The sequence below is a fragment of the Burkholderia sp. Tr-20390 genome, assembly GCF_017104595.1.
In the GTDB taxonomy this organism is placed as follows: domain Bacteria; phylum Pseudomonadota; class Gammaproteobacteria; order Burkholderiales; family Burkholderiaceae; genus Burkholderia.
In genome coordinates this window covers 1-20,692 of the sequence record NZ_JAAGPC010000156.1, presented here as the reverse complement: position 1 = coordinate 20,692, position 20,692 = coordinate 1, and the positions used below count along the sequence as shown (strand labels likewise).

Here is a 20,692-nt window from a genome sequence, read left to right as displayed (position 1 = left end):
GCTGGTCGACACGGTATGCGCCCGCGCGGGCCCGCGCGCGGTGCCGTTGGCGGGCGTGCTGTCGCTCGGCGAACTCGGCGCGCTGATCGAGACGGCCGACCTGCTGCTGTCGAACAATTCCGGCCCGGTGCATCTCGCCGCCGCGCTCGGCACGCCGGTGGTCGATCTCTATGCGCTGACCAATCCGCAGCACACGCCGTGGCGGGTGCCGCACCGGGTGCTGAACGTCGACGTGCCGTGCCGCAACTGCTACCGCAGCGTGTGCGATCAACCCGGCCATCCGTGCCTGCGGGAGGTGAGCGTCGACGATGCGGTCGCCGCCGTGCACGCGCTGCTGCGCGGTCGCATGCGCCATGCGCGGCGCGCGGCCGTGCGGGCCGCCATGCAGGGCGACGGACCGGTCGACGCGAGCCCGTCGAACGTGATTCCGTTCTCGCCCGCCATCACGAGGAGTTGACGCATGCCCGAACCGATCCATACGCTCGGCATCAACGCCGCCTTTCACGACAGTGCCGCGTGCCTCGTGCGCGACGGCGTCGTGATCGCGGCCGCCGAGGACGAACGCTTCACGCACGTGAAGCACGCGAAGCGCCCGGTACCGTTCTCGACCTGGGAGCTGCCCTACCATGCGATCGACTACTGCCTCGCGGAGGCCGGCATCGCGCTCGCGGACGTCGACCACGTCGCGTATTCGTACGACCCGTGGTTCGAGCTCGACCGCGACACGGCCGAGCCGTCGCTGACCTTGCCGCTTTCGCCGTCGGCGCACGCGCCGCGCAACGGCGGCGCGTCGCCCTGGCATCCGCTGTTCCTGTCGTCGATCGTGAACGCGCCGCGCCAGCTCGCGGGCGGCGCGCCGCACCACCTGCAGCGGCGTTTTCGTGGTGTCACGCACGACGGGCCGTTCCGCTGGCATTTCGTCGAGCACCATCTCGCGCACGAGGCGAGCGCGTTTCTCGCTGCGCCGTACGCGCGCTGCGCGGTGATGACGATGGACGGGCGCGGCGAGCGTGCGACGACCAGCTACGGCGCGTTCGACGGCCGGTCGTACCGGCGGCTCGGCCAGGTGAACCTGCCGCATTCGCTCGGGTTGCTGTACGAACGCGTGACGCGCTACCTCGGCTTCCTGCATTCGTCCGACGAGTACAAGGTGATGGCGCTCGCGTCGTACGGCAAGCCGGTGTTCGCCGACGCGATGCGCAAGCTGGTGCGCTACGACGGCGACGGACGCTACGCGATCCTCGACGGCGATCTCGTCGCGCTGTTCGGCCCGCCGCGCGAACGCGGCGGCCCGATCGAGCCGCATCACTGCGACATCGCGCATGCGTTGCAGCTCGTGCTGGAAGAAACGGCGTTGCAGGCGGTCGACTGGCTGGCCGCCGGCACCGGCGAACGGCAGCTCGCGATGGCGGGCGGCGTCGCGCTGAACTGCGTGATGAACGCGAAGATCCGCGATCGCGGCCCGTTCGACGACGTGTGGGTGCAGCCCGCCGCCGGCGACGCCGGCACCGCGCTCGGCGCGGCGCTGTGGACCGACTTCCGGATGCGCGGCGAGCGCGGCGCATGGCGGATGGACCATGCGTATCTCGGGCCGTCGTACGGCGACGACGCGATCGAGGCGTTCCTGAAGGACGCCCAGCTGCCGTACCGGCGGCTCGCCGACGTCGCCGCGCAAACGGCCGCGCTGCTCGCGGCGAACCGCGTGATCGGCTGGTTCCAGGGGCGCATGGAGTTCGGCCCGCGCGCGCTCGGCGCACGCTCGATCCTCGCGTCGCCGACCGACCCGGACATGCAGCGCAAGCTCAACCAGATCAAGGATCGCGAGGACTTTCGGCCGGTCGCGCCGGTCGTGCTCGAAAGCAAGGCGCATCACTGGTTTCGCGGCGGACGGCGTACGCCGCTGCGCGCGCCGTTCATGCTGTTCGTGTACGACGTCGCGCCCGGCGCCGAAGCGACGATTCCGGCCGTGCGCCATATCGACGGCACCGCGCGCGTGCAGACCGTCGACGAGACCCAGCATCCGCTGCTGCACGCGTTGCTGACCGAGTTCGACGCGCTCACCGGCGTACCGGTGCTCGTCAACACGTCGTTCAATACCCGCGGCGAGCCGATCGTCTGCACGCCGCGCGACGCGCTCGAATGCTTCTGGACGTCGCCGCTCGATGCGCTCGTGATCGGTTCGTTCCTGCTGGAGAAACCGAGATGAACGCGCGCGATACGCAACGGCCGCCGGTCGTGTCGGTCGTCGTGCCGACCTACCGGCGGCCCGACCTGCTCGAACGCTGCCTCGACGCACTGTGCGTGCAGGTGTTCGACCCGACGGCCTACGAGATCATCGTGGTCGACGACGACGCCGCCGGCAGCGCGCGGCCCGTCGTCGAGCGGTGCCGTGCGCGCGTGACCGACGTGCCGGCGATCCGCTACATGACCGCGCCCGCCACGCAGGGGCCGGCCGGTGCGCGCAACGTCGGCTGGCGCAGCGCGTGCGGCGCGTTGATCGCGTTCACCGACGACGACACGATTCCCGATCCGGCGTGGCTGCGCCACGGCACGGCCGCGTTGCTGGCCGAACCGTCCGCATCCGCCGCCGCGGGCCGCATCGACGTGCCGTTGCGGCCGCACCCGACCGACTACGAACGCGACGCGGCCGGCCTCGCGCATGCGGAATTCGCGACGGCGAACTGTTTCGTGCGGCGCGTGGCGCTCGAACGGGTCGGCGGCTTCGACGAACGCTTCACGCGCGCCTGGCGCGAGGACGCGGACCTGATGTTCGCGTTGCGCGAACACGCGGGGCCGATCGTCGACGCCGATGCGGCGTGCATCGTGCATCCGGTGCGCCCGGCGCGCTGGGGCGCGAGCATCGGCCAGCAGTCGAAGGTCTATTTCGACGCGCTGCTGTACAAGAAGCACCGTGCGACCTACCGCCGCCATATCCGGCCGGTGCCGCCGTGGCATTACTACGCGGCGGTGCTCGCCGCGCTCGGCGCGCTCGTGTGCTTCGCGGCCGGGTGGCCGGCGCCGGGCGTGGCATGCGCGGCGGCCTGGGCCGTGTTGACCGCGGCGTTCTGCGTGAAGCGCCTGCGCGGCACGCAGCTCACGCCGTCGCACGTGGCCGAGATGATCGTCACGTCCATCGCGATTCCGCCCGTGTCGCTGTACTGGCGCATGCGCGGCGCGCTTCATTTCCGGGTCCTGTTCCTATGACGACCGAACCTGCCGATTTCGAGCGCGTGCGGCGGCCGACGCGCATCGCGGTGTTCCGTGCGCTGCAGCTCGGCGACATGCTGTGCGCGGTGCCCGCGTTGCGTGCGCTGCGGCGCGGTGAACCCGACGCGCGGATCACGCTGATCGGGCTGCCGTGGGCGCGCGAGTTTGCGTCGCGCTTCTCGGACTACCTCGACGGTTTCATCGCGTTTCCCGGTGCGCCGGGGCTCGGCGAACAACCGGTGCCCGACGCAGCCGCCCGTGAAGCGTTCATCGCCGAGTGCCGCGCACGGGATTTCGACCTCGCGATCCAGCTGCACGGCAGCGGCACGCACACCAACGCGATCGTCGCGTCGCTCGGGGCCACGCGCACGGCCGGCTTCGTGCCGGCCGACGGTGGCGCGACCCGGCTCGACCACACGCTCGTGTGGCGGGACGACGAGCCGGAAGTCACGCGATACCTGGCGCTGATGCGCGCGCTCGGCTATGCGGAATGGGGCGACTACCTCGAATTCCCGCTCGGCGGGCTGGATTACGCGTTGTGGCACGTGCTGTGCGACGAGCATGCGCTCGATCCGGGGCGTTACGTGATCGTGCATCCCGGCGCGCGGATGGCGTCGCGGCGCTGGCCGGTCGAGCGCTTCGCGCTTGCCGCACGGCAGCTCGCCGACGACGGCTGGCAGATCGTGTTGACCGGCACGCGCGCGGAACTGGCGCTGGCCGGTGCGTTCGCCGAGCACCTCGCGCGGCCCTGCGTGAACCTGTGCGGCCGCACGCCGCTCGGCGCGCTGGCCGCGCTGATCGGACGCGCACGGCTGGTGTTGTGCAACGACACGGGCGTGTCGCACGTCGCGGCGGCGCTCGGCACGCCGAGCGTGGTCGTCGCGTGCGGCAGCGACACGGCCCGCTGGGCGCCGCTCGACGGCGCGCGGCATCGCGTCCTCGCGAACTATCCGGCGTGCCGGCCGTGCATGTTCGACACGTGCCCGTATGGGCACGAATGCGCGATGGCGATCGGTGTCGGCGACGTGGTCGAGCGGGCGGGCGAACTGCTGGCGGAGGAGAGGCGTCATGTCACGTAAGCGGCTGCGCGTGCTGACCTGGCACGTGCATGGCAACTACCTGTATTACCTGTCGCAGGCGCCGCACGATTTTTTCCTCGTGACGAAGCCGCACGATCCGCCCGGCTATGCGGGCCGCGTCGGGCACCTGCCATGGGGTGACAACGTGCACGAGGTGCCGGCGGAGTGCGTGCGCGACACCGCATTCGACTGCGTGCTGTACCAGCATCAGAAGCATTACGAGCACGACCGCCTGATGCTGCTGAGCGATGACCAGCGTGCGTTGCCGACCCTGTTCGTCGAGCACGATCCGCCGCGCGAGCATCCGACCGATACGCTGCATCCGGTGCAGGATCCGAACGCCCTGCTGGTGCACGTGACGCCGTTCAACGCGCTGATGTGGGACAACGGCGTGACGCCGACGCGCGTGATCGAGCATGGCGTGCTGATGCCGGACAACGTCGCGTATCACGGGACGTTGCCGAAAGGCGTGACGGTCGTGAACAACCTCGCGCGCCGGGGGCGTCGGCTGGGCGCCGACCTGTTCGAGGCCGCGCGTCACAGCGTGCCGCTCGAACTGGTCGGGATGGGTTCGGCCGAGCTGGGCGGGATCGGCGAGGTGCCGAACCCGGCACTCCCACACTTCCTGTCGCACTACCGGTTCTTCTTCAATCCGATCCGCTATACGAGCCTCGGGCTCGCGGTGATCGAGGCGATGATGATCGGGATGCCGATCGTCGCGCTCGCGACGACCGAGATGGCGCTGCTCATCCGGAGCGGCCGAAACGGCATGGCCGATACGCGGCCGGCCGTGCTGATCGATGCGATGCGCATGCTGATCCGCGATCCCGATCTCGCACGCGAGTGGGGCGCCGCCGCGCGACGCGACGCGTGCGAGCGCTTCGGCATCGAGCGGTTCGTGCGCGACTGGGACGCGGCGTTGCACGACGTCGCGACGTGAGCCGCACGCGTGCCGCGCGGGCTCAGGGCGTCGGTGCGTCGGGCGGGTTCGGCACGTTCGACGTGTTCGACGTGTTCGGCATGCTCGACGTGCCGGTTCCGCGAAACGCCTCCCGTTCATGTTCGGGCAGGAGCGCGAGCCGGTTGTACAGCGTCTTCAGGCTGATGCCGAGCGCTTTTGCGGTGCGCGGCTTGTCGCCGTTGAAATGCCGCAGCGACGCAACGATGAAGCGCTGCTGCGTGTGCGCGAGCGTCGTGCCGATATGCAGCGTGATCGCGTTGTGACGACATTCGTCGCGCGGCGGCGCACGGCGCGGCAACTGCAGCTCGATCTGCTCGTCGGCGAGGATGAACGCGCGCTCGAGCGTATTGCGCAGCTCGCGCACGTTACCGGGCCACGTGTAGGCGCGCAACGCCTTCATCGCCTGGATGGACAGCCGTTTTCTCGTGCGGTGCCGCGCGTTCAGCCGCTCGACGATCTGCAGCGCGATATCGTCGACGTCGTCCTCGCGCTGCCTGAGCGCGGGCACGTGCAGCGCGACCGTCGCGATCCGGTAGAACAGGTCCTCGCGCAGCCGCCCGCTGCGCACGGCCTCGACCGGGTCGTGATGGGTGGCGGCGACGATCCGCACGTCGAGCGGGATCGATTCGTGGCCGCCGACCCGCACGATCGTGTTCGACTCGAGCGTGCGCAGCAGCTTGACCTGCAGCTCGGCCGGCATTTCGGCGATCTCGTCGAGAAACAGCGTGCCGCCGCGCGCGGCCTCGAACATGCCGACGTGCTGGGCAACGGCGCCGGTGAAACTGCCTTTCTCGTGACCGAACAGGTGCGATTCCGCAATGTCGTGAGGAATCGCGCCGCAATTGACGGGAACGAACGGCCCGCGGCGGCGTGGGCTCATGTCGTGCAGGAGCCGCGCGACGATGTCCTTGCCCGCGCCGCTTTCGCCGACGATCAGCACGCCGACGCGCGTCACGGCCACGCGTGACACCTTCAGCAACAGGGTCTGGATCGTACGCGAGCGGCCGAAGAGCCGCGTGCCGTCATCGACGGATTTCGACATGGTGTGATATCGAATGGGAAGATTTGACCGAATGCGTCGAGACCAGGTGAAAAAATGACGTGGCATGCGTCACCGTTTTCCTGTATCGAGAATACCTTTTATACCGACGGTGAGACATTGAATCTGCAATGCGGGCCGCGCGGCCGGATAGATTTATTCGATAGGCGGGGAATGCACGACATCATTCTTCTATACTGCTAAGCGTCGTATCCCGCGCAGGAACGCTTGTCCTTCCGATCATGCAAGCGCGGCGCATACCGCCACGAAACGAGGTGGAGACAGTGCGCTGCGCGTCCGTCGCGGTTCCGGCCATGCACGGGTCGGGCCGCTTCAAGAGGAGCCTCGATGCCCTACGTCCTGATCGTCGAAGACGATGCCGATACACGCACCATGCTCGCGACGCTCGCCCGCACCCAGCAGCTGTCGTGCGATACGGCCGCGACGCTCGAGGAAGCGCGCACGCTCGTGTCGACGCATCCCCCCGATCTCGTGCTGTGCGATCTCGTGCTGCCGGACGGGAACGGGATGGATTTGTTCGATGCGTTGCCGAAGCGTGCGCACTGTGAAATGGTGCTGACCACCGGCCACGCGAGCCTCGAAACCGCGATCGACGCACTGCGGCGCGGCGCGACCGACTACCTGGTGAAGCCGCTCAACATGCAGCGGCTGAACAGCATCTTCGCGCGCGTGCCGCGCACCACCGCGCTGCATGAAGAGATTGCCGAACTGCGTTCGGAACTGCAGCGCCTCGGCCGCTTCGGCCGCATGCTCGGCAGCTCGCCCGCGATGCAGGCCGTCTACGACGCGATCGGCCGGGTCGCGCGCACGGAGGCATCGGTGCTGCTGACGGGCGAATCGGGCACCGGCAAGGAGCTCGCCGCGCAGACGGTGCACGACCTGAGCCTGCGCCGTCGCGGCCCGTTCCTCGCGGTGAACTGCGGCGCGATCGCCGCGAACCTCGTCGAGAGCGAGATGTTCGGTCACGACCGCGGCAGCTTCACGGGCGCGGAGCGCCAGCACAAGGGCTTCTTCGAACGCGCGGACGGCGGCACGCTGTTTCTCGACGAGATCACCGAGATGCCGCTCGAGTCACAGGTCAAGCTGCTGCGCGTGCTCGAGACGGGGCGCCTCACGCGGCTCGGCTCGACGCGCGAGATCGATGTCGATGTGCGCATCGTCGCGGCGACCAACCGCGACCCGGAGGCCGCGATGGCCGACGGCAAGCTGCGGCCCGACCTGTTCCACCGGATCAACGTGTTTCCGATCCCGCTGCCGTCGCTGCGCGAGCGCGGCGACGACATCCCGATGCTTGCCGATGCGTTCCTGCAGCGCTACAACGAGGAAAGCGGCCGTTCATTGCGTTTCTCGCCCGCCGCGCGCGACGCGCTGAAGACCTATGCGTGGCCCGGCAACGTGCGCGAGCTGCGCAACTTCGTGCAGCGCGCGAGCATCTTCAGCGATACGGACCTGATCGATACGCTGCCGCCGCCGATCATGGACGAGTTGTCGAGCATGGTCGATTCGCATGACGATCGCGTCACCGTGCCGTTCGGCACGCCGCTCGAGGAAGTCGACCGCAAGCTGATCCTCGGCACGATCGCGCAATGCGGCGGCGTGAAGGCGCAGGCGGCCGAGGTGCTCGACGTCAGCCTGAAGACGATCTACAACCGGCTCGCGCAACTGGACGACGATGCGGGAAAACCGGATTCCTGATGGTGCCGCCGCGCTCATGCTCCGTGGCACGCATCCCGACGCGCATCGCGTTCAAGCTGGCGGCGCATGCGTTCCACGTGCGGCGGGATCGTACGGCGCTCACGCAGGATCCACGCCAGGCCCGCGAACGTGCGCGCGAGCATGCGGTCGCGCCACAGGCGCGGCAGCAGCCGCACGGTCTGCCGCAGCGCGGCCGGGGCCGGCCACCTGAGCCAGGCAGTCCATACCGCGTTGCGGGCGGTGACGCGGGTGCGCGTGTGCGCGTCGCGCTGCGGCGACGGGTCATGGTGGACCGTGAGGCGCGGCGCATAGACGAGCCATCCGCCGGCGCGGTACAGGTCGAGCGCGAGCAGCGCTTCCTCGCCGCCGAGAAAGTAGCGCGGATGGTAGCCGCCTGGCTGCATGAACGCGTCGCGCCGGAACGCCGTCGCGCCGGCCAGCAAGCCGAGGATCGGGCGGCCGGGCAGCGTGACGGGCGCATCGAGCGGGCTGTCGGCCATCAGGCGGCAGGTCGGGTCTTCGCGCTGGTCAGGGCCGACGAGCACGCGCGCGGTGACGGCCGCGACGTGCGGATACGCGTCGAGCAGGTCCGCCGCTTGCTCGATCGAACCGGGCGCCCACCATGTGTCGTCGTCGCAGAACGCGACGTGGCGCGTGCGGGCGACGGCCACGCCGAGATTGCGGCCGGCCGCGCCGAGATTGGCGGGCGCCTGCACGAGTACGACGTGCGGATAGCGTTGGCGGATCAGCGCGACGGTGTCGGCTTGCGCCGCATTGTCGACGACGACGATGGCGGGCCGGTCGGGCAGCGACGAGAGCCGGGCCAGCGTGTGCGCGAGCCCGGCCGGTCGTCGGAACGTCAGCACGATGGCGGTCACGCGCGGTTCGGGCGGCGGCGCAACGTGGCGCGCGGGGGTTACGCGAACGTGACGTCGCATTCGAGCCGCCAGTACGTTTCGGGTTCCTTGAGATCGGCACGCATATGAGGATCGAACAACCCAACCTGGCTCGCATACGCGGCGACCGCGGCGGCTTTCGCGGCGATGGCTTCCGCGCGGTCGCAGGCCGGGGCGCCGGCCCGATGGGTGATCCAGCCGCGCTCGCGCCAGCCGGTCACGCGCTGGGCCATCAGCCCCGCGATCCGGCGGTACGGGACGTCCTCGTAGAAGCGCCACGCGCGCGCCGCGTCGTGCGACGCGCGTGCGCGCTCCAGCAGCGACAGCGCGGCCTGCTGCACTTGCAGATGATCGCGGTGGAACAGGCCGGCCGGCGCGAGGACGCCGAACCCGGCGTGAGCGTCGATCTCCCGCGCCACGCGCGCGGCAATCGCGGCCGATGCGGCGGGCGTGCCGTATTGATCGTCGAGAAAGTCGAGCCAGACCGGCTGCGCGTCGAGCCGTGCGAGCGCGCGTCGGTCTTCGTCGCGGCGCGCGCGCACGGCTTCGTCGGCGCGCTGGAAGCCTGCGCGGCGATCCCATGGCGGCGCCGGCGCATCGCGCGGCGGAATGCCGGCGAATACGGTGACGACGATCGAGCCGGGCGCTGCCGCAAGCAGGCGCCCGCAACTGAAGACGGCGTCGTCCAGATGGGGCGAGATAACGAGCCAGCGTGTCGGGTCATGCGTCACGAGATGATCTCCCGGGTGGTGGGCCAGCCGGGCGAGCAGGCGTCGTGCCCGGCCGTCGTTTCCGGGAGAGCGCCCGGCCACTCGAGGCAGGAACGTGTCCGATGATTGAAATGACCCGACCGCGCGCCGGCAATTACGTGATGGCAGCGATGCTGGTCGCGATCGCGACCGTGTTGCAGTCGCTCGCGATCCGTTTCGGCGGCGTGAACCTGCCGTTCGTGCTGTACTACCCGTTGCTCGCGGGCGCCGCATGGGCGACGTCGTTCCTGTTCGGCATCGTGTCGACCGTGGCCAGCGGAATACTCGTGTGGACGTTGTTCCTCTCGGATCCCGCGGCCTATACGCAGCCGCTGCCCGATCGGCTCGTGCAGCTCGGCACGTTCATGCTGGTCGGCGTGCTGGTGTGCGCGCTCGCGGCGATGCTGCGCCATGCGCGGCTCACGAACGATCGTGCGCGCCGGCGCGAGGCGGCCGCGCGGCAGCGGCTCGAAGCCGTGTTGCAGGCACTGCCGCACGGCGTGATCGCGGCCGATGCGAACGGGCGGGTCACCTACCTCAACGCGGCCGCGGCCGCGCTCGTCGGTTGCACGCCGGAAGACGCGACGGGGCGGCCCGCGCGCGACGTGCTGCGGATCGTCGACGACGCGGGCGGTCGCGTGCCGACGACCCCGCTCGAACGCGCGCTCGGCGGCGCCCATGCGACGTCCGACCGGCACTGGCTGCAGGCGGCGGAGGGCGGCGATCCGGTACCGGTCGTCGAGGTGGCGTCGCCGCTCGGTGACGTGGACGGCCACATCGACGGCGCGGTGATGATCGTGCGTGACGCCAGCGCGGACCGCGCGCGGGTCGATGCGTCGCGTCTTCAGCAAGCGGTCGTCGACGCGTCGCCCGACGCGATCGTCGGCGTCGACGGCGATGGCCGCATCGTCAGCTGGAACCCGGCCGCGCAGCGGATTTTCGGCTATGACGAAGACGACGCACGCGGCCGTTCGCTCGAGTCCCTGGTCGCGATGCGCTGGCTGCGGCGCAGCCCGCTCGCCGAATCGTTCGACGGCCTGAGCGACGCGCTCGGGCCCATTGAACTGCTGTGCGTCCGGCGCGACGGCCGGCGGTTTCGCGCGACCGTGTCGGCCCGCCCGTTGCACGGCGATGCGCGCTCGGCCCTCGCGCTGTCGCTGACGCTGCACGAGACCGGGGCGCGGCGCCGGAATGATCTGCGCGCGACGCGATCGTTGCAGGGGGCGCGCGATGCGCGCGACCAGGCCGATACGTCGAACCGGTTGAAGGACGAGTTGCTGGCCACGGTGTCGCACGAACTGCGCACGCCGCTGAACGTGATCTACGGTTGGGTCGAGGTATTGCGCCATTCGGTCGACCACGCGCTGCAGCGTCAGGCGATCGATGCGATCGACCGCAGCGCGCGCTCGCTCACGCGGATGGTCGGCGACATTCTCGACGCGTCGTCGCTCGCGACCGGCAAGCTGCGGCTCGACGCGGCGCCGGTCGACCTCGCGCGGCTGTTCTCCGACTCGGTCGGCACGTTCCAGACGGCCGCGTCGTCGGCCGGCGTCATGCTCGAATTCGCTTGCGGGTCCAGCACGTTCATCGTGTCCGGCGACGCCGAACGGCTGCGGCAGATGCTGTCGAACCTCGTGTCGAACGCGCTGAAGTTCACGCCGGGCGGCGGCAGCGTGCATGTCGGGCTCGCGCGCAACGGCACGCATGCGGTATTGACCGTGGCCGACACGGGGCAGGGGGTCGCGCCCGAGTTCGTGCCGTACGTCTTCGACATGTTCCGTCGCGCGGACGATTCGCCCGCGTCGTCGCGGCGCGGGCTCGGTCTCGGGCTGTCGATCGTGCGGCATATCGCGGAGCTGCACGGCGGCACCGTGACGGCCGAAAGCGCGGGCCGCGATCTCGGCTCGACGTTCACGGTGAGGCTGCCGGCCGGCTGGCAGCCGGCCGGCGCGATGGCGTGGGGGCTCGCGCAGGCGGGCGACCGTCACGCGCCGCTCGGGCTCGCCGCGCAGCGGATCCTGATCGTCGACGACGATGCGACGACGCGCGCGAGCCTGACCGCCGCGCTGACGACGTTCGGCGCGGCCGTCACGGTCGCGTCGTCGGGCCGCGAAGCGCTCGCGATGGCCGCCGGCCTGCAGCCCACCGTCGTGCTGTCCGATCTCGCGATGCCGGACGGAGACGGCTTCTGGCTGCTCGACGCGCTTCGGCGCGGTGCGGGCAATGGCGACGGCGACGGCAACGGCGACACGCGGAACCTGCGCGTGCTTGCCGTCACCGCGCACGCGGGCCCGGCGGATGAGCGCCGAGCCCTCGAGGCCGGCTTCGACGGCTATCTGTGCAAGCCGGTCGACGTGCGCGAACTGGCGCACAAGATCATGCTCGTGACGAAGCGCGACGACTGACGGACTGACGGACGGCGCGCGCCGGACGCGCCGGCGTCGTCACTGCGCCGGTGCCGGGCGGCGCGGCATATCGGCCTGCGCGAGCAGGTGCGACGCGATCTGCGTGCTGCGCACGAGATCGCCCGGTTGGTGAAGCGCGGCCTGCCGATGAATGAAGTACCGCACGGTACGCGCGAGCCCGGTGGCGAGCGGCGTGGTCGCGCGCCAGTCGAGGCGCCGCTGCGCGGCATCGAGGTTCGGCCGCCGCTGGCGCGGATCGTCGGACGGCAGCGGCCGGAACTCGATCGCGACCGTCGCGCCGACGATCCGCACGACTTCGCGCGCGATGTCGAGCATCGCGATCTCGGCGTCGCTGCCGAGATTGACCGGTTCGCTCGCGTCGCCCGGCTCATTCATCAGCCGGATCAGCGCGTCGACCATGTCGTCCACGTAACAGAACGAGCGCGTCTGCCTGCCGTCGCCATAGACGGTCAGCGGCGCGTCGGCGAGCGCCTGCGTGATGAAGTTCGACACGACGCGGCCGTCGGCCGGATGCATGCGCGGGCCGTACGTGTTGAAGATGCGCGCGATCCGCACGTCGACGCCGTACTGGCGGTGATAGTCCATGAACAGCGTTTCCGCGCAGCGCTTGCCTTCGTCGTAGCAGGCGCGCAGGCCGACCGGATTCACGCGGCCGCAGTATTGCTCGTGCTGCGGGTGGACGTCGGGGTCGCCGTACACCTCGCTCGTGGACGCCTGCAGGATGCGCGCCTTCACGCGCTTCGCGAGACCGAGCAGGTTGATCGCGCCGTGCACGCTCGTCTTGGTCGTCTGGACGGGGTCGCGCTGGTAGTGGACGGGCGACGCGGGGCACGCGAGGTTGTAGATCTCGTCGACCTCGACATAGAGCGGAAACGTCACGTCGTGCCGCATCAGTTCGAAGGTCGGCGCGTCGAGCAGATGCGCGATGTTGTCCTTCGCGCCCGTGTAGAAATTGTCGACGCACAGCACGTCGTGGCCGTCCGTCACGAGGCGTTCGCACAGGTGCGAGCCGAGGAAGCCGGCGCCGCCGGCGACGAGCACGCGTTTGCGATCATGGCCCTTCATCATGCGTTCTCCTTGCGATGGGCGAGCGCGCCCGATGTGATCGACACGGGCGTGCGGCGACCGGTGCCGGCGGACGCGCCGGCGCTGCGCGGCCGCGCGACGTCGCGATAGATGTCGACCAGCCGGTCGGCCACGCCTTGCCATGTATAGAAGCGATGCGCGCGCAGGTAGCCGGCGCGTCCCAGCGCCGCGCCCAGTTCGGGTTGCGCGCGCAGCTGGACGAGCCGCGCGGCCAGCGCGGCGGGATCGCGCGGCGGCACGAGATAGCCGGTCTTGCCGTCTTCCACCGTCGTGCGGATGCCGCCGACGTGGCTGCCGATCACCGGCGTCGCGCAGGCCATGGCCTCGACCGGCGTGATGCCGAACGGCTCGTACCACGGGGTCGTGACGAACACGTCGGCCGCGCTGTAGTACAGGTGCAGCGCGTCGCGGTCGCGCCGGCCGACGAAGGTCACGCGATTGGCGATCCCCAGGTCGTGCGCCAGCCCGGCGAGGCGGGCGAGTTCCGGGTCGCGGGCCGGGTCGGGCGTGGCCTGGCTGCCGCCGACGATATACAGGTGGGTCGGCCGGCGTGGGTCGCGCGGCATGCGGGCCAGCGCGTCGATCACCGTGTCGATGCCTTTGCGCGGCACGAGGCGGCCGAGCTGCAGCACGGCGAAGGCATCCTGCGGCCAGCCGAGCTGCGCGCGCGCGTCGATGCGCGGCGTCGGCCTGAGTTCCCGCACGTCGAAGCCGCACGGCACGATCTCGATGCGCGCGGCATTGGCGCGATAGTGCGTCGTCAGGTCGAGCGCATCCTGCGGGCATTCGGCGATCACGCGGTCCGAACGGCGCGCGAGCGTCTCCTCGATCGCGAAGCGCGCATCGGGAAAGCCGTCGGCGTCGCCCTGGTGCAGCCGGCGCACGCGGCCGAGTGCATGGAAGGTCGTGACGAGCGGAATGCCGAGCTGCCGCTTCACGCGCAATGCCGCGTCGCCCGACATGAAGAAGTTCGCGTGCATCACGTCGACCGGGTCGGGCTCGCGCCGCATGCGCGCGACCATGCCGTCCGCGAACGCGACCATGTACGGCAGCAGCCGCTCCTTGGGCACGTCGGTCGGCGGCCCGGCCGGTACGTGGATCACGCGCATGTGCGTGCCGATCGGCACGACTTCCGGCAGGTGCGGGTTGTCGCAACGCGTATAGACATCGACGTCGAGGCCGCGCTCGGCCAGTTGCTTCGCGACGTTCGCGACATAGATGTTCTGCCCGCCGGCATCGACGCCGCCGATCACCCCCAGCGGCGATGCGTGCTCACTGATCAACGCGATTCTTTGCATGGTGTTGCTCCCGGTATCGGGGCCGCGTGGATGGGCCACCGTTGCCGGTGGTTCGGCAAGCGGCATACCCGGGGCGTTGCCCGCGGAGCCCCCCGTCGGGATACCGAAAAAATTACAACGGGTTGGATGAAAGGGCGTCTGATCGGGCGAACCCGCGGCGGCGCCGCACCGGCACCGAGGCACGCGACTTGCGCTGTCCCGCTCACCCGCCGGCTATCCCGGCTCGACGAAAGGAGGTCACGATGAAGGCATTCCCGCTGCAAGCCCGTTCCCCGAGGGTCCGTCGTCGCAACGCGATGCGCGCCGGCATGGCGATCGCGATCGCCGCCACCACGGCGTGCGCGGTGATCGCGCCGAACGCGCTCGCCGCCGGCGACGACAGTGCCGCGTCGGCGTCAGCGTCGTCGCATACGACGACCGGCACGAAAATCCGCGACGCCACGATCACGACCAAGGCGAAGGCCGAGCTGGTCGGGACGAACGGGCTGTCGTCCGGCGACATCCACGTGAAGACGCGGCGCGGCATCGTGACGCTCACCGGCAGCGTGCCCGACGAGGCGCAGCGCACGCAGGCCGTCAGCGTCGTGAAGCAGGTCGACGGCGTGCAGGACGTGCGCGATCAGTTGACGATCCGGGCCAAGTGACCGCGGCCGCGCCGCACAAGGAGTCCAGCCATGAACTGCATGCTCAAACCGGTCGGCGAGCAGACGATCGTGATCACCGGCGCGACGAGCGGCATCGGCCTCGTCACCGCGCGCAAGGCCGCGCGCCGCGGCGCGAAGCTGGTGCTGTTCGCGCGGAACGAAGCCGCGCTCAATACGTTGTGCGAGGAGCTTCGCCAGCATGGCGATCTCGCGGTGGCGGTCGCGGGCGACGTGGGCAATCTCGAGGACCTGCAGCGCGCGGCCGCCAAGGCCGTCGAGACCTACGGCGGCTTCGACACGTGGATCAACAACGCCGGCGTATCGATCTTCGGCCCGGCTTCCGCGGTGCCGCTCGACGACCAGCGCAAGCTGTTCGACACCAACTACTGGGGCGTCGTGCACGGCTCGCTCGTGGCGGCCGACCACTTCCGGCGCAAGGACGATTTTCACGGCGGCGCGATCATCAACATGGGCAGCGAGGCGTCCGACGCGCCGGTGCCGTTGCAGAGCGCGTATGCGGCGTCCAAGCATGCGGTGAAGGGCTTTACCGATTCGCTGCGGCTCGAGATGGAGGGTGACCACCTGCCGGTGTCCGTGACGTTGATCAAGCCGGCCGCGATCGACACGATGTTCGTGATGCACGCGAAAAACTACATGAACGTCGAGGCGAAGCTGCCGCCGCCGATCTACGACCCGGAACTGGTGGCCGACGCGATCCTGTTCGCGGCCGCGCATCCGCGCCGCACGCTGTTCGTGGGCGGCGCGGCGAAGTTCACGTCGGCGAGCGCGTATCACGCGCCGCACCTGTTCGATCGCATCGCGGCCCGGCTGTTCTGGCGCAGCCAGCGCACGGATCGACCCGCCCGCCCGCGCGACGACAACGCGCTGTACGAGCCGCGCCATGCGCTGCACGAGCGCGAAGGCATGGACGGGCCCGTGCTGCGCGGCTGCGCCTACAACACGGTGGTTCAGCGGCCGAAGGTGGCGGGGGCGGTCGCCCTCGGTGCGGCGGCGCTGGTGGTCGCCGCGCTGGCGCGGGCGCGCCGTGCGTCGACGTGATTTCGTTCATCCCCAAGGAGATTTTCATGACATCCCGACAACATACGGGCCACGAATACAGCCACTCGCGCGCGCACGAAGGCGAGCGCGCGCAGCAGGACCATGACAAGGGCGGCCATCAGGGCGGCCACGGCAAGGCGCCGAGCCCGATCGACGTGCAGAAGGCGTTGAAGGGCATGGACTATCCGGCCAGCAAGGCGGCGGTCGTCGAGTGCGCGGAACGCTCGCACGCGGACCCCGGCGTGATCGACATGCTTCGCCGCATTCCCGATCGCGAATACGGCACGCCGGCGTCGGTGTCGAAGGAACTCGGGCGGCTGATGTGAGCGCCACCCCCGTCACGAGGAGCACGACCATGGCGATGATCGTCGCAGGCCGCTTCACGACGTTCGACGAAGCGGAAGGTGGGGCGCGTCACCTTTACGAGCGCGCGTTCGGTTCGGACGACGTATCGATCTTCTTCCTGAATCCGGCTGGACAGCATGCGCGCTTTCCGATCGGCGGCGACGTCTATGCCGATACGGCGGCGAAGCCGGGCGGGCGCGGCGCGATGATCGGCGCGATCCGCGGGGTGGTGATCGGCATCGTCGTGGGGCTCCTCGTCTATGCGATCGGCGTGCGCTACTGGTTCGTTCCGGCCGCCGCCGCGCTGGCCGGCGCGTATCTCGGCGCCTTCGGCGGCGCGCTGGGCCGGATGCGCGGCGAGCAGGCCGAGGGCAAGGGCACGCTCGCGCAGAGCGAATCCGGCGTGATCCTCGCGGTGCGCGTGGCGCCCGACACCGTGAATACCGCGGAGGACGTGCTGCGCGCGACCGGGGCGTCGTCGATCGAGCGTGTCGAGGGCGACTGGCAGGACGGCGAGTGGCGCGACTTCGATCCGGTACGCCGGCCCGGCGAGCCCGCGTCGGACGGCCAGCCACGCTGAATTTTTTACGCCCGTTTGCAGCGTGGCACGCGCAACGACGGCGTTGCCCGGTGCGGCACGCCGCTTGCGAGCGATATGACGACACCGTTCAGGGAGGAACGCCCCCATGACTGCCGCACAGACTCCGCCGCCCCAGCACCAGGACCACCAGCCGGGCACCGAGCGCGACATGCATCCGCAGCCGCGCGACGACGCCGCCGACTACGTCGGCAGCGGCAAGCTCGCCGGCAAGGTCGCGCTCGTGACGGGCGGCGACAGCGGGATCGGCCGCGCGGTCGCGATCGGCTTCGCGAAGGAAGGGGCCGACGTCGCGATCGTCTACCTGAAGGAGTCGGCCGACGCCGCGCATACGAAGCAGTTGATCGAGCAGGCCGGCCGGCGTTGCGAGGCGATCATGTGCGACGTCGGCGACCGACGGCAGGCGTACGACGCGGTGGCGCGCACGGTCGAGCGGCTCGGGCGGCTCGACGTGCTCGTGAACAACGCGGGCGAACAGCATCCTCGCCCGGGCATCGAGGACGTGACCGAGGAACAGCTCGAACGCACGTTCCGCACGAACGTGTACGGCATGTTCTTCTGCACGCAGGCCGCGCTGCCGCACATGAAGCACGGCGGACGCATCGTCAACACCGCATCGGTGACCGCGTATCACGGCAATCCGACGCTGCCCGACTACTCGGCGACCAAGGGCGCGATCGTCGCGTTCACGCGGTCGCTGTCGGCGGAGCTGGCCGAACGCGACATCCGCGTCAACGCGGTCGCGCCCGGGCCGATCTGGACGCCGCTGATTCCGTCGACGTTCACGGCCGAGCAGGTCGCGAAGTTCGGCGCGAACGTGCCGCTCAAGCGGCCGGGGCAGCCGGACGAACTGATCGGCTGCTACGTGCTGCTCGCGTCGGAAGGCGCGAGCTACATGACCGGGCAGACGCTGCACCCGAACGGCGGCTCGATCGTCGGCGGCTGACGGCCGTCTCTCGCCCCATGCAAGGAGGAAGCCCATGAAACGACCCAACTGGACGATCGCGGCGTTCGCCGCGGCCGTGCTCGCCGCCGGCGGGCTCGCCCGCGCGCAGAAGCCGAGCGAGCCGCCCGCATCGAATTCACATGTGCCGGGCGGCGTGATCAACCCGTCGTCGGGCGCGGGCGACGCGATGATCGCGAAAGCGCCGCAAGGCGGCGACGCGGAATTCGTCGATAAGGCCGCGATCGCCGGCAAGGCCGAGGTGCAGGCGAGCCAGCTCGCGCTGCGGCAGGCGCAGTCGCCGGACGTGCGCGCCTTCGCGCAGCGCATGGTGGCCGATCACGGCAAGGCGAATGCGCGCTTGAACGAGATCGCCGCGCGCCAGGGCATGAAGCCGCAGGTCGAGCAGATCCAGGACCCCGACGTCGAGGCGCTGCGCGGCAAGCACGGTCGCGACTTCGACGTCGCGTACGTCGCGGCGGTCGGCCCGGAGGCGCACCGCAAGGCCGTCGCGCTGTTCGAAGGCGAGGCGCGCGACGGGCGGGATCCGCAATTGAAGGAGTTCGCGAGCACCACGCTGCCGACGCTGCGGCATCACCTGAGCATGGCGCAGGCGCTCGAACGCAAGGTGGGCGCGCAGTAACGCGCGCCCGTTCAACCCCGGGCCGCGGGTGCGGCCCGTCTTTTTGGAGAGGCAGTCATGGCCCATCGGCAACCGAAACACGAAGGCATCCGCGAATTGCTCTGCCAGGCATACGAAACCGAGCTTGGCGGCGCGAAGATCTACGAAGCCGCGCTGCAATGCGCGACCGACGAGGATCTGCACAAGGAATGGGAGAAGTACCATCGCGAGACGCTGCATCACCAGGAGGTGCTGCGCAAGGTGTTCGAGACGTTCGGCATGGACCCGGACGCGCAGACGCCCGGCCGCAGCGCGGTGGCGGCCATCGGCAAGGCGCTCGTGCATACGATCGAGCAGGCGCAGAAGCAGGCCGAGCCGGCCGTCGCGCAGGTCGTCGCGGCCGAGTGCGTGGTGCTCGCCGAGACCAAGGATCACCTGAACTGGGAGCTGATCGGCTATGCGGCCGATCAATTGTCGGGCGATGCCGCGAAGACGCTGAAGGACGCGCACGACGAGGTCGAGGCCGACGAGGATCATCATCTGTATCACACGCGGGGCTGGGCGCGCGAGATGTGGATCGCGTCGATGGGCTTCAAGGCGGTGCTGCCGCCGCCGGAGGAAGTGAAGAAGGTCGAGTCGGCGGCGGACGCGGCGCGCGCCGAACGTTCGCGCGGCAAGATGATGTGAGCGCGGCGGGCCGGGCATGGCCGCGACGCGGCCGGCCCGGCGCCGCGAAAGCGGCGCGCGCAATGAACGGTCGGTGCGCGGTTCAGGTCAGCAGGTCGATGACCATCGTCACGACCGACGCCGCCATCAGCGCGACCGCCAGCCAGCCGAACGTTTTCGACACGATGCCGCTGCCGGGTTGTCCGGCCGCCTCGCGCCGGTGCGTCAGCAGCATCACGAGCACGAGCATCGGTACCGCCGCGATCCCGTTGAGCACCGCGCTCCAGTACAGCGCCTTGATCGGATCGATGGGGCTCACGCAGATCACGATGCCGATGATCACGCACAGCGCCAGCACCGCATAGAACGCGGGGGCACGCCGCACCGGCTCGTTCAGCCCTTCGCGGAACCGCCACGCTTCCGCGCAGCCGTACGCGGCGCTGCCCGCGAACGCGGGAATCGCGAGCAGCCCGCAGCCGACGATGCCGAACGCGAACACGAGAAACGCGGCTTCGCCGGCGATCGGCCGCAGCGCTTCGGCGGCTTGCGCGGTGGTGCCGATGTCGTGCCGGCCGCGCGCGAAGAACACCGCGGCGCCGATCACCATGATGCAGAACGACACCGCGTTCGTGACGATCATGCCCACCCACGTGTCGAACGTGACGCGCCGCTCGGTCTCGCGGCGCGTGTCGGGTGGCCCGGATGCGGTTTCCTCCACTTCCAGCGCGGCCTGCCACACGAACAGGTACGGGCTCAGCGTCGTGCCGAGCACGGCCACCGTGGTCGTCGCATACGCGTGCGTGAATTCGATCCTCGGCAGCACGATCGCATGCATCACGCCGTGCCAGTCGATCGGCACGAAGCCGAGTTCGAGGACGTAGGCGATCAGCCCGAGCGTCATCCATTTGAGCCAGCGCGCATAGCGCTCGTACGACAGCGTCACCTGCAGCGCGAGCGAGGCGATCCCGTAGACCGGGGCGTACCAGTAGCTGTGCCCGCCCGCGACGAGCGCGGTCGCGTCGCCCATCGCCGCGAGATCGGCGCCGACGTTGACGACGTTGACGATCGCGACCATCACGATCAGCGTCTTGGCGAGCCGGTCGGAGAAGTGCTCGCGGATGGCGGCGACGAGGCCCGCACGGTTGCGGCGTCCGATGAACGCCGACGCGAGCTGCACGGCGACCATCATCGGCAGCGTGACGACGATCATCCACAGCATGTTGAAGCCGAACTGGCTGCCGGCCTGCGCGTAGACCGCGATGTTGCTCGGATCGGCATCGGACGCCCCCGCGAGCAGGCCGGGGCCGAGCCGCCGGTACCACGGTGCCGCGGTGCGCGGCGCGGCGCCCGCGGCCGGC

Annotated in this window: 20 protein-coding genes; 14 read left to right on the top strand and 6 right to left on the bottom strand. The window is 70.0% G+C overall.

All coding sequences use genetic code 11. The features are described 5' to 3' along the window. The 5 genes from G3N98_RS30240 to G3N98_RS30220 form a co-directional block, all read left to right on the top strand. On the top strand, window positions 1–457 hold a 457-nt coding region (locus G3N98_RS30240), incomplete at its 5' end, for a glycosyltransferase family 9 protein (protein ID WP_206150269.1). Window positions 458–460: 3 nt separating this feature from the next. Next, window positions 461–2,206, top strand: a complete 1,746-nt coding sequence (locus G3N98_RS30235; RefSeq protein WP_206150267.1) for a carbamoyltransferase C-terminal domain-containing protein — start codon at window positions 461–463, stop codon at window positions 2,204–2,206. Next, window positions 2,203–3,204, top strand: coding sequence for a glycosyltransferase (locus G3N98_RS30230; RefSeq protein ID WP_206150265.1), 1,002 nt, complete (start codon window positions 2,203–2,205; stop codon window positions 3,202–3,204). The genes G3N98_RS30235 and G3N98_RS30230 overlap by 4 nt, the downstream gene beginning before the upstream one ends. Beyond that, window positions 3,201–4,286, top strand: coding sequence for a glycosyltransferase family 9 protein (locus G3N98_RS30225; RefSeq protein WP_206150263.1), 1,086 nt, complete (start codon window positions 3,201–3,203; stop codon window positions 4,284–4,286). The genes G3N98_RS30230 and G3N98_RS30225 overlap by 4 nt, the downstream gene beginning before the upstream one ends. Beyond that, window positions 4,276–5,226, top strand: coding sequence for a glycosyltransferase (locus tag G3N98_RS30220; RefSeq protein ID WP_206150261.1), 951 nt, complete (start codon window positions 4,276–4,278; stop codon window positions 5,224–5,226). The genes G3N98_RS30225 and G3N98_RS30220 overlap by 11 nt, the downstream gene beginning before the upstream one ends. 22 nt (window positions 5,227–5,248) lie before the next feature. Here the strand turns inward: G3N98_RS30220 and G3N98_RS30215 are convergent, their stop codons facing one another. Continuing rightward, window positions 5,249–6,289: a sigma-54 dependent transcriptional regulator gene (locus G3N98_RS30215; RefSeq protein WP_206150259.1), complete on the bottom strand. Its 1,041-nt coding sequence runs from the start codon at window positions 6,287–6,289 to the stop codon at window positions 5,249–5,251. Between the two features lie 345 nt (window positions 6,290–6,634). On the opposite strand from G3N98_RS30215, the gene G3N98_RS30210 reads away from it, so the two are divergent. Further along, entirely contained in the window at window positions 6,635–8,002 is a 1,368-nt protein-coding gene (locus tag G3N98_RS30210; protein WP_089434090.1) for a sigma-54 dependent transcriptional regulator, read from the top strand. 14 nt (window positions 8,003–8,016) lie between these two features. Here G3N98_RS30210 and G3N98_RS30205 read toward each other — a convergent pair whose 3' ends face one another. Together G3N98_RS30205 and G3N98_RS30200 are read right to left on the bottom strand one after the other, a co-directional pair. Further along, on the bottom strand, window positions 8,017–8,940 hold the full coding sequence (locus tag G3N98_RS30205; protein ID WP_206150257.1) for a glycosyltransferase: 924 nt from the start codon (window positions 8,938–8,940) through the stop codon (window positions 8,017–8,019). After that, window positions 8,919–9,629: a PIG-L family deacetylase gene (locus tag G3N98_RS30200; RefSeq protein WP_089476619.1), complete on the bottom strand. Its 711-nt coding sequence runs from the start codon at window positions 9,627–9,629 to the stop codon at window positions 8,919–8,921. The genes G3N98_RS30205 and G3N98_RS30200 overlap by 22 nt, the downstream gene beginning before the upstream one ends. Before the next feature lie 101 nt (window positions 9,630–9,730). On the opposite strand from G3N98_RS30200, the gene G3N98_RS30195 reads away from it, so the two are divergent. Next, the gene (locus G3N98_RS30195; RefSeq protein ID WP_206150255.1) at window positions 9,731–12,052 is read left to right on the top strand and encodes a PAS domain-containing protein; all 2,322 of its coding nucleotides are present in this window, start codon (window positions 9,731–9,733) and stop codon (window positions 12,050–12,052) included. Between the two features lie 39 nt (window positions 12,053–12,091). On the opposite strand, the gene G3N98_RS30190 is transcribed toward G3N98_RS30195, so the two are convergent. Together G3N98_RS30190 and G3N98_RS30185 are read right to left on the bottom strand one after the other, a co-directional pair. Continuing rightward, window positions 12,092–13,138: a UDP-glucuronic acid decarboxylase family protein gene (locus G3N98_RS30190; protein WP_089430080.1), complete on the bottom strand. Its 1,047-nt coding sequence runs from the start codon at window positions 13,136–13,138 to the stop codon at window positions 12,092–12,094. Beyond that, a complete protein-coding gene (locus G3N98_RS30185) occupies window positions 13,138–14,457 on the bottom strand; it encodes a glycosyltransferase family 1 protein (protein WP_206150253.1) in 1,320 nt (439 codons plus the stop codon). Before G3N98_RS30185 ends, G3N98_RS30190 begins: the two co-directional genes overlap by 1 nt. Window positions 14,458–14,699: 242 nt before the next feature. On the opposite strand from G3N98_RS30185, the gene G3N98_RS30180 reads away from it, so the two are divergent. The 7 genes from G3N98_RS30180 to G3N98_RS30150 all read left to right on the top strand — a co-directional run bounded on the left by G3N98_RS30180 (window position 14,700) and on the right by G3N98_RS30150 (window position 19,355). After that, entirely contained in the window at window positions 14,700–15,101 is a 402-nt protein-coding gene (locus tag G3N98_RS30180; protein WP_089476622.1) for a BON domain-containing protein, read from the top strand. Between the two features lie 30 nt (window positions 15,102–15,131). Continuing rightward, on the top strand, window positions 15,132–16,160 hold the full coding sequence (locus G3N98_RS30175) for an SDR family oxidoreductase (RefSeq protein ID WP_089434096.1): 1,029 nt from the start codon (window positions 15,132–15,134) through the stop codon (window positions 16,158–16,160). Window positions 16,161–16,186: 26 nt separating this feature from the next. Beyond that, window positions 16,187–16,486 (top strand): DUF2795 domain-containing protein, encoded by a 300-nt coding sequence (locus G3N98_RS30170; RefSeq protein ID WP_175238089.1) that lies wholly within the window; start codon window positions 16,187–16,189, stop codon window positions 16,484–16,486. 29 nt (window positions 16,487–16,515) lie between these two features. After that, window positions 16,516–17,085, top strand: coding sequence for a hypothetical protein (locus G3N98_RS30165; RefSeq protein ID WP_089429284.1), 570 nt, complete (start codon window positions 16,516–16,518; stop codon window positions 17,083–17,085). A gap of 106 nt (window positions 17,086–17,191) precedes the next feature. Beyond that, entirely contained in the window at window positions 17,192–18,049 is an 858-nt protein-coding gene (locus G3N98_RS30160) for an SDR family oxidoreductase (RefSeq protein ID WP_089476623.1), read from the top strand. 34 nt (window positions 18,050–18,083) lie between these two features. Beyond that, entirely contained in the window at window positions 18,084–18,689 is a 606-nt protein-coding gene (locus G3N98_RS30155; RefSeq protein ID WP_206150251.1) for a DUF4142 domain-containing protein, read from the top strand. A 57-nt stretch (window positions 18,690–18,746) separates the two neighbouring features. After that, window positions 18,747–19,355: a DUF892 family protein gene (locus G3N98_RS30150; RefSeq protein ID WP_175238093.1), complete on the top strand. Its 609-nt coding sequence runs from the start codon at window positions 18,747–18,749 to the stop codon at window positions 19,353–19,355. An 82-nt stretch (window positions 19,356–19,437) separates the two neighbouring features. On the opposite strand, the gene G3N98_RS30145 is transcribed toward G3N98_RS30150, so the two are convergent. Then, the coding region (locus G3N98_RS30145) for a divalent metal cation transporter (RefSeq protein WP_241026147.1) at window positions 19,438–20,692 on the bottom strand (1,255 nt) is incomplete at its 5' end.

What these genes read in the sequence shown, in the direction of transcription:
- G3N98_RS30235 (WP_206150267.1), top strand. Translation starts at nt 461, where the DNA reads ATGCCCGAACCGATCCATACGCTCGGCATCAACGCCGCCTTTCACGAC.
- G3N98_RS30230 (WP_206150265.1), top strand. Translation starts at nt 2,203, where the DNA reads ATGAACGCGCGCGATACGCAACGGCCGCCGGTCGTGTCGGTCGTCGTG.
- G3N98_RS30225 (WP_206150263.1), top strand. Translation starts at nt 3,201, where the DNA reads ATGACGACCGAACCTGCCGATTTCGAGCGCGTGCGGCGGCCGACGCGC.
- G3N98_RS30220 (WP_206150261.1), top strand. Translation starts at nt 4,276, where the DNA reads ATGTCACGTAAGCGGCTGCGCGTGCTGACCTGGCACGTGCATGGCAAC.
- G3N98_RS30215 (WP_206150259.1), bottom strand. Translation starts at nt 6,289, where the DNA reads ATGTCGAAATCCGTCGATGACGGCACGCGGCTCTTCGGCCGCTCGCGT.
- G3N98_RS30210 (WP_089434090.1), top strand. Translation starts at nt 6,635, where the DNA reads ATGCCCTACGTCCTGATCGTCGAAGACGATGCCGATACACGCACCATG.
- G3N98_RS30205 (WP_206150257.1), bottom strand. Translation starts at nt 8,940, where the DNA reads ATGCGACGTCACGTTCGCGTAACCCCCGCGCGCCACGTTGCGCCGCCG.
- G3N98_RS30195 (WP_206150255.1), top strand. Translation starts at nt 9,731, where the DNA reads ATGATTGAAATGACCCGACCGCGCGCCGGCAATTACGTGATGGCAGCG.
- G3N98_RS30190 (WP_089430080.1), bottom strand. Translation starts at nt 13,138, where the DNA reads ATGAAGGGCCATGATCGCAAACGCGTGCTCGTCGCCGGCGGCGCCGGC.
- G3N98_RS30185 (WP_206150253.1), bottom strand. Translation starts at nt 14,457, where the DNA reads ATGCAAAGAATCGCGTTGATCAGTGAGCACGCATCGCCGCTGGGGGTG.
- G3N98_RS30180 (WP_089476622.1), top strand. Translation starts at nt 14,700, where the DNA reads ATGAAGGCATTCCCGCTGCAAGCCCGTTCCCCGAGGGTCCGTCGTCGC.
- G3N98_RS30175 (WP_089434096.1), top strand. Translation starts at nt 15,132, where the DNA reads ATGAACTGCATGCTCAAACCGGTCGGCGAGCAGACGATCGTGATCACC.
- G3N98_RS30170 (WP_175238089.1), top strand. Translation starts at nt 16,187, where the DNA reads ATGACATCCCGACAACATACGGGCCACGAATACAGCCACTCGCGCGCG.
- G3N98_RS30165 (WP_089429284.1), top strand. Translation starts at nt 16,516, where the DNA reads ATGGCGATGATCGTCGCAGGCCGCTTCACGACGTTCGACGAAGCGGAA.
- G3N98_RS30160 (WP_089476623.1), top strand. Translation starts at nt 17,192, where the DNA reads ATGACTGCCGCACAGACTCCGCCGCCCCAGCACCAGGACCACCAGCCG.
- G3N98_RS30155 (WP_206150251.1), top strand. Translation starts at nt 18,084, where the DNA reads ATGAAACGACCCAACTGGACGATCGCGGCGTTCGCCGCGGCCGTGCTC.
- G3N98_RS30150 (WP_175238093.1), top strand. Translation starts at nt 18,747, where the DNA reads ATGGCCCATCGGCAACCGAAACACGAAGGCATCCGCGAATTGCTCTGC.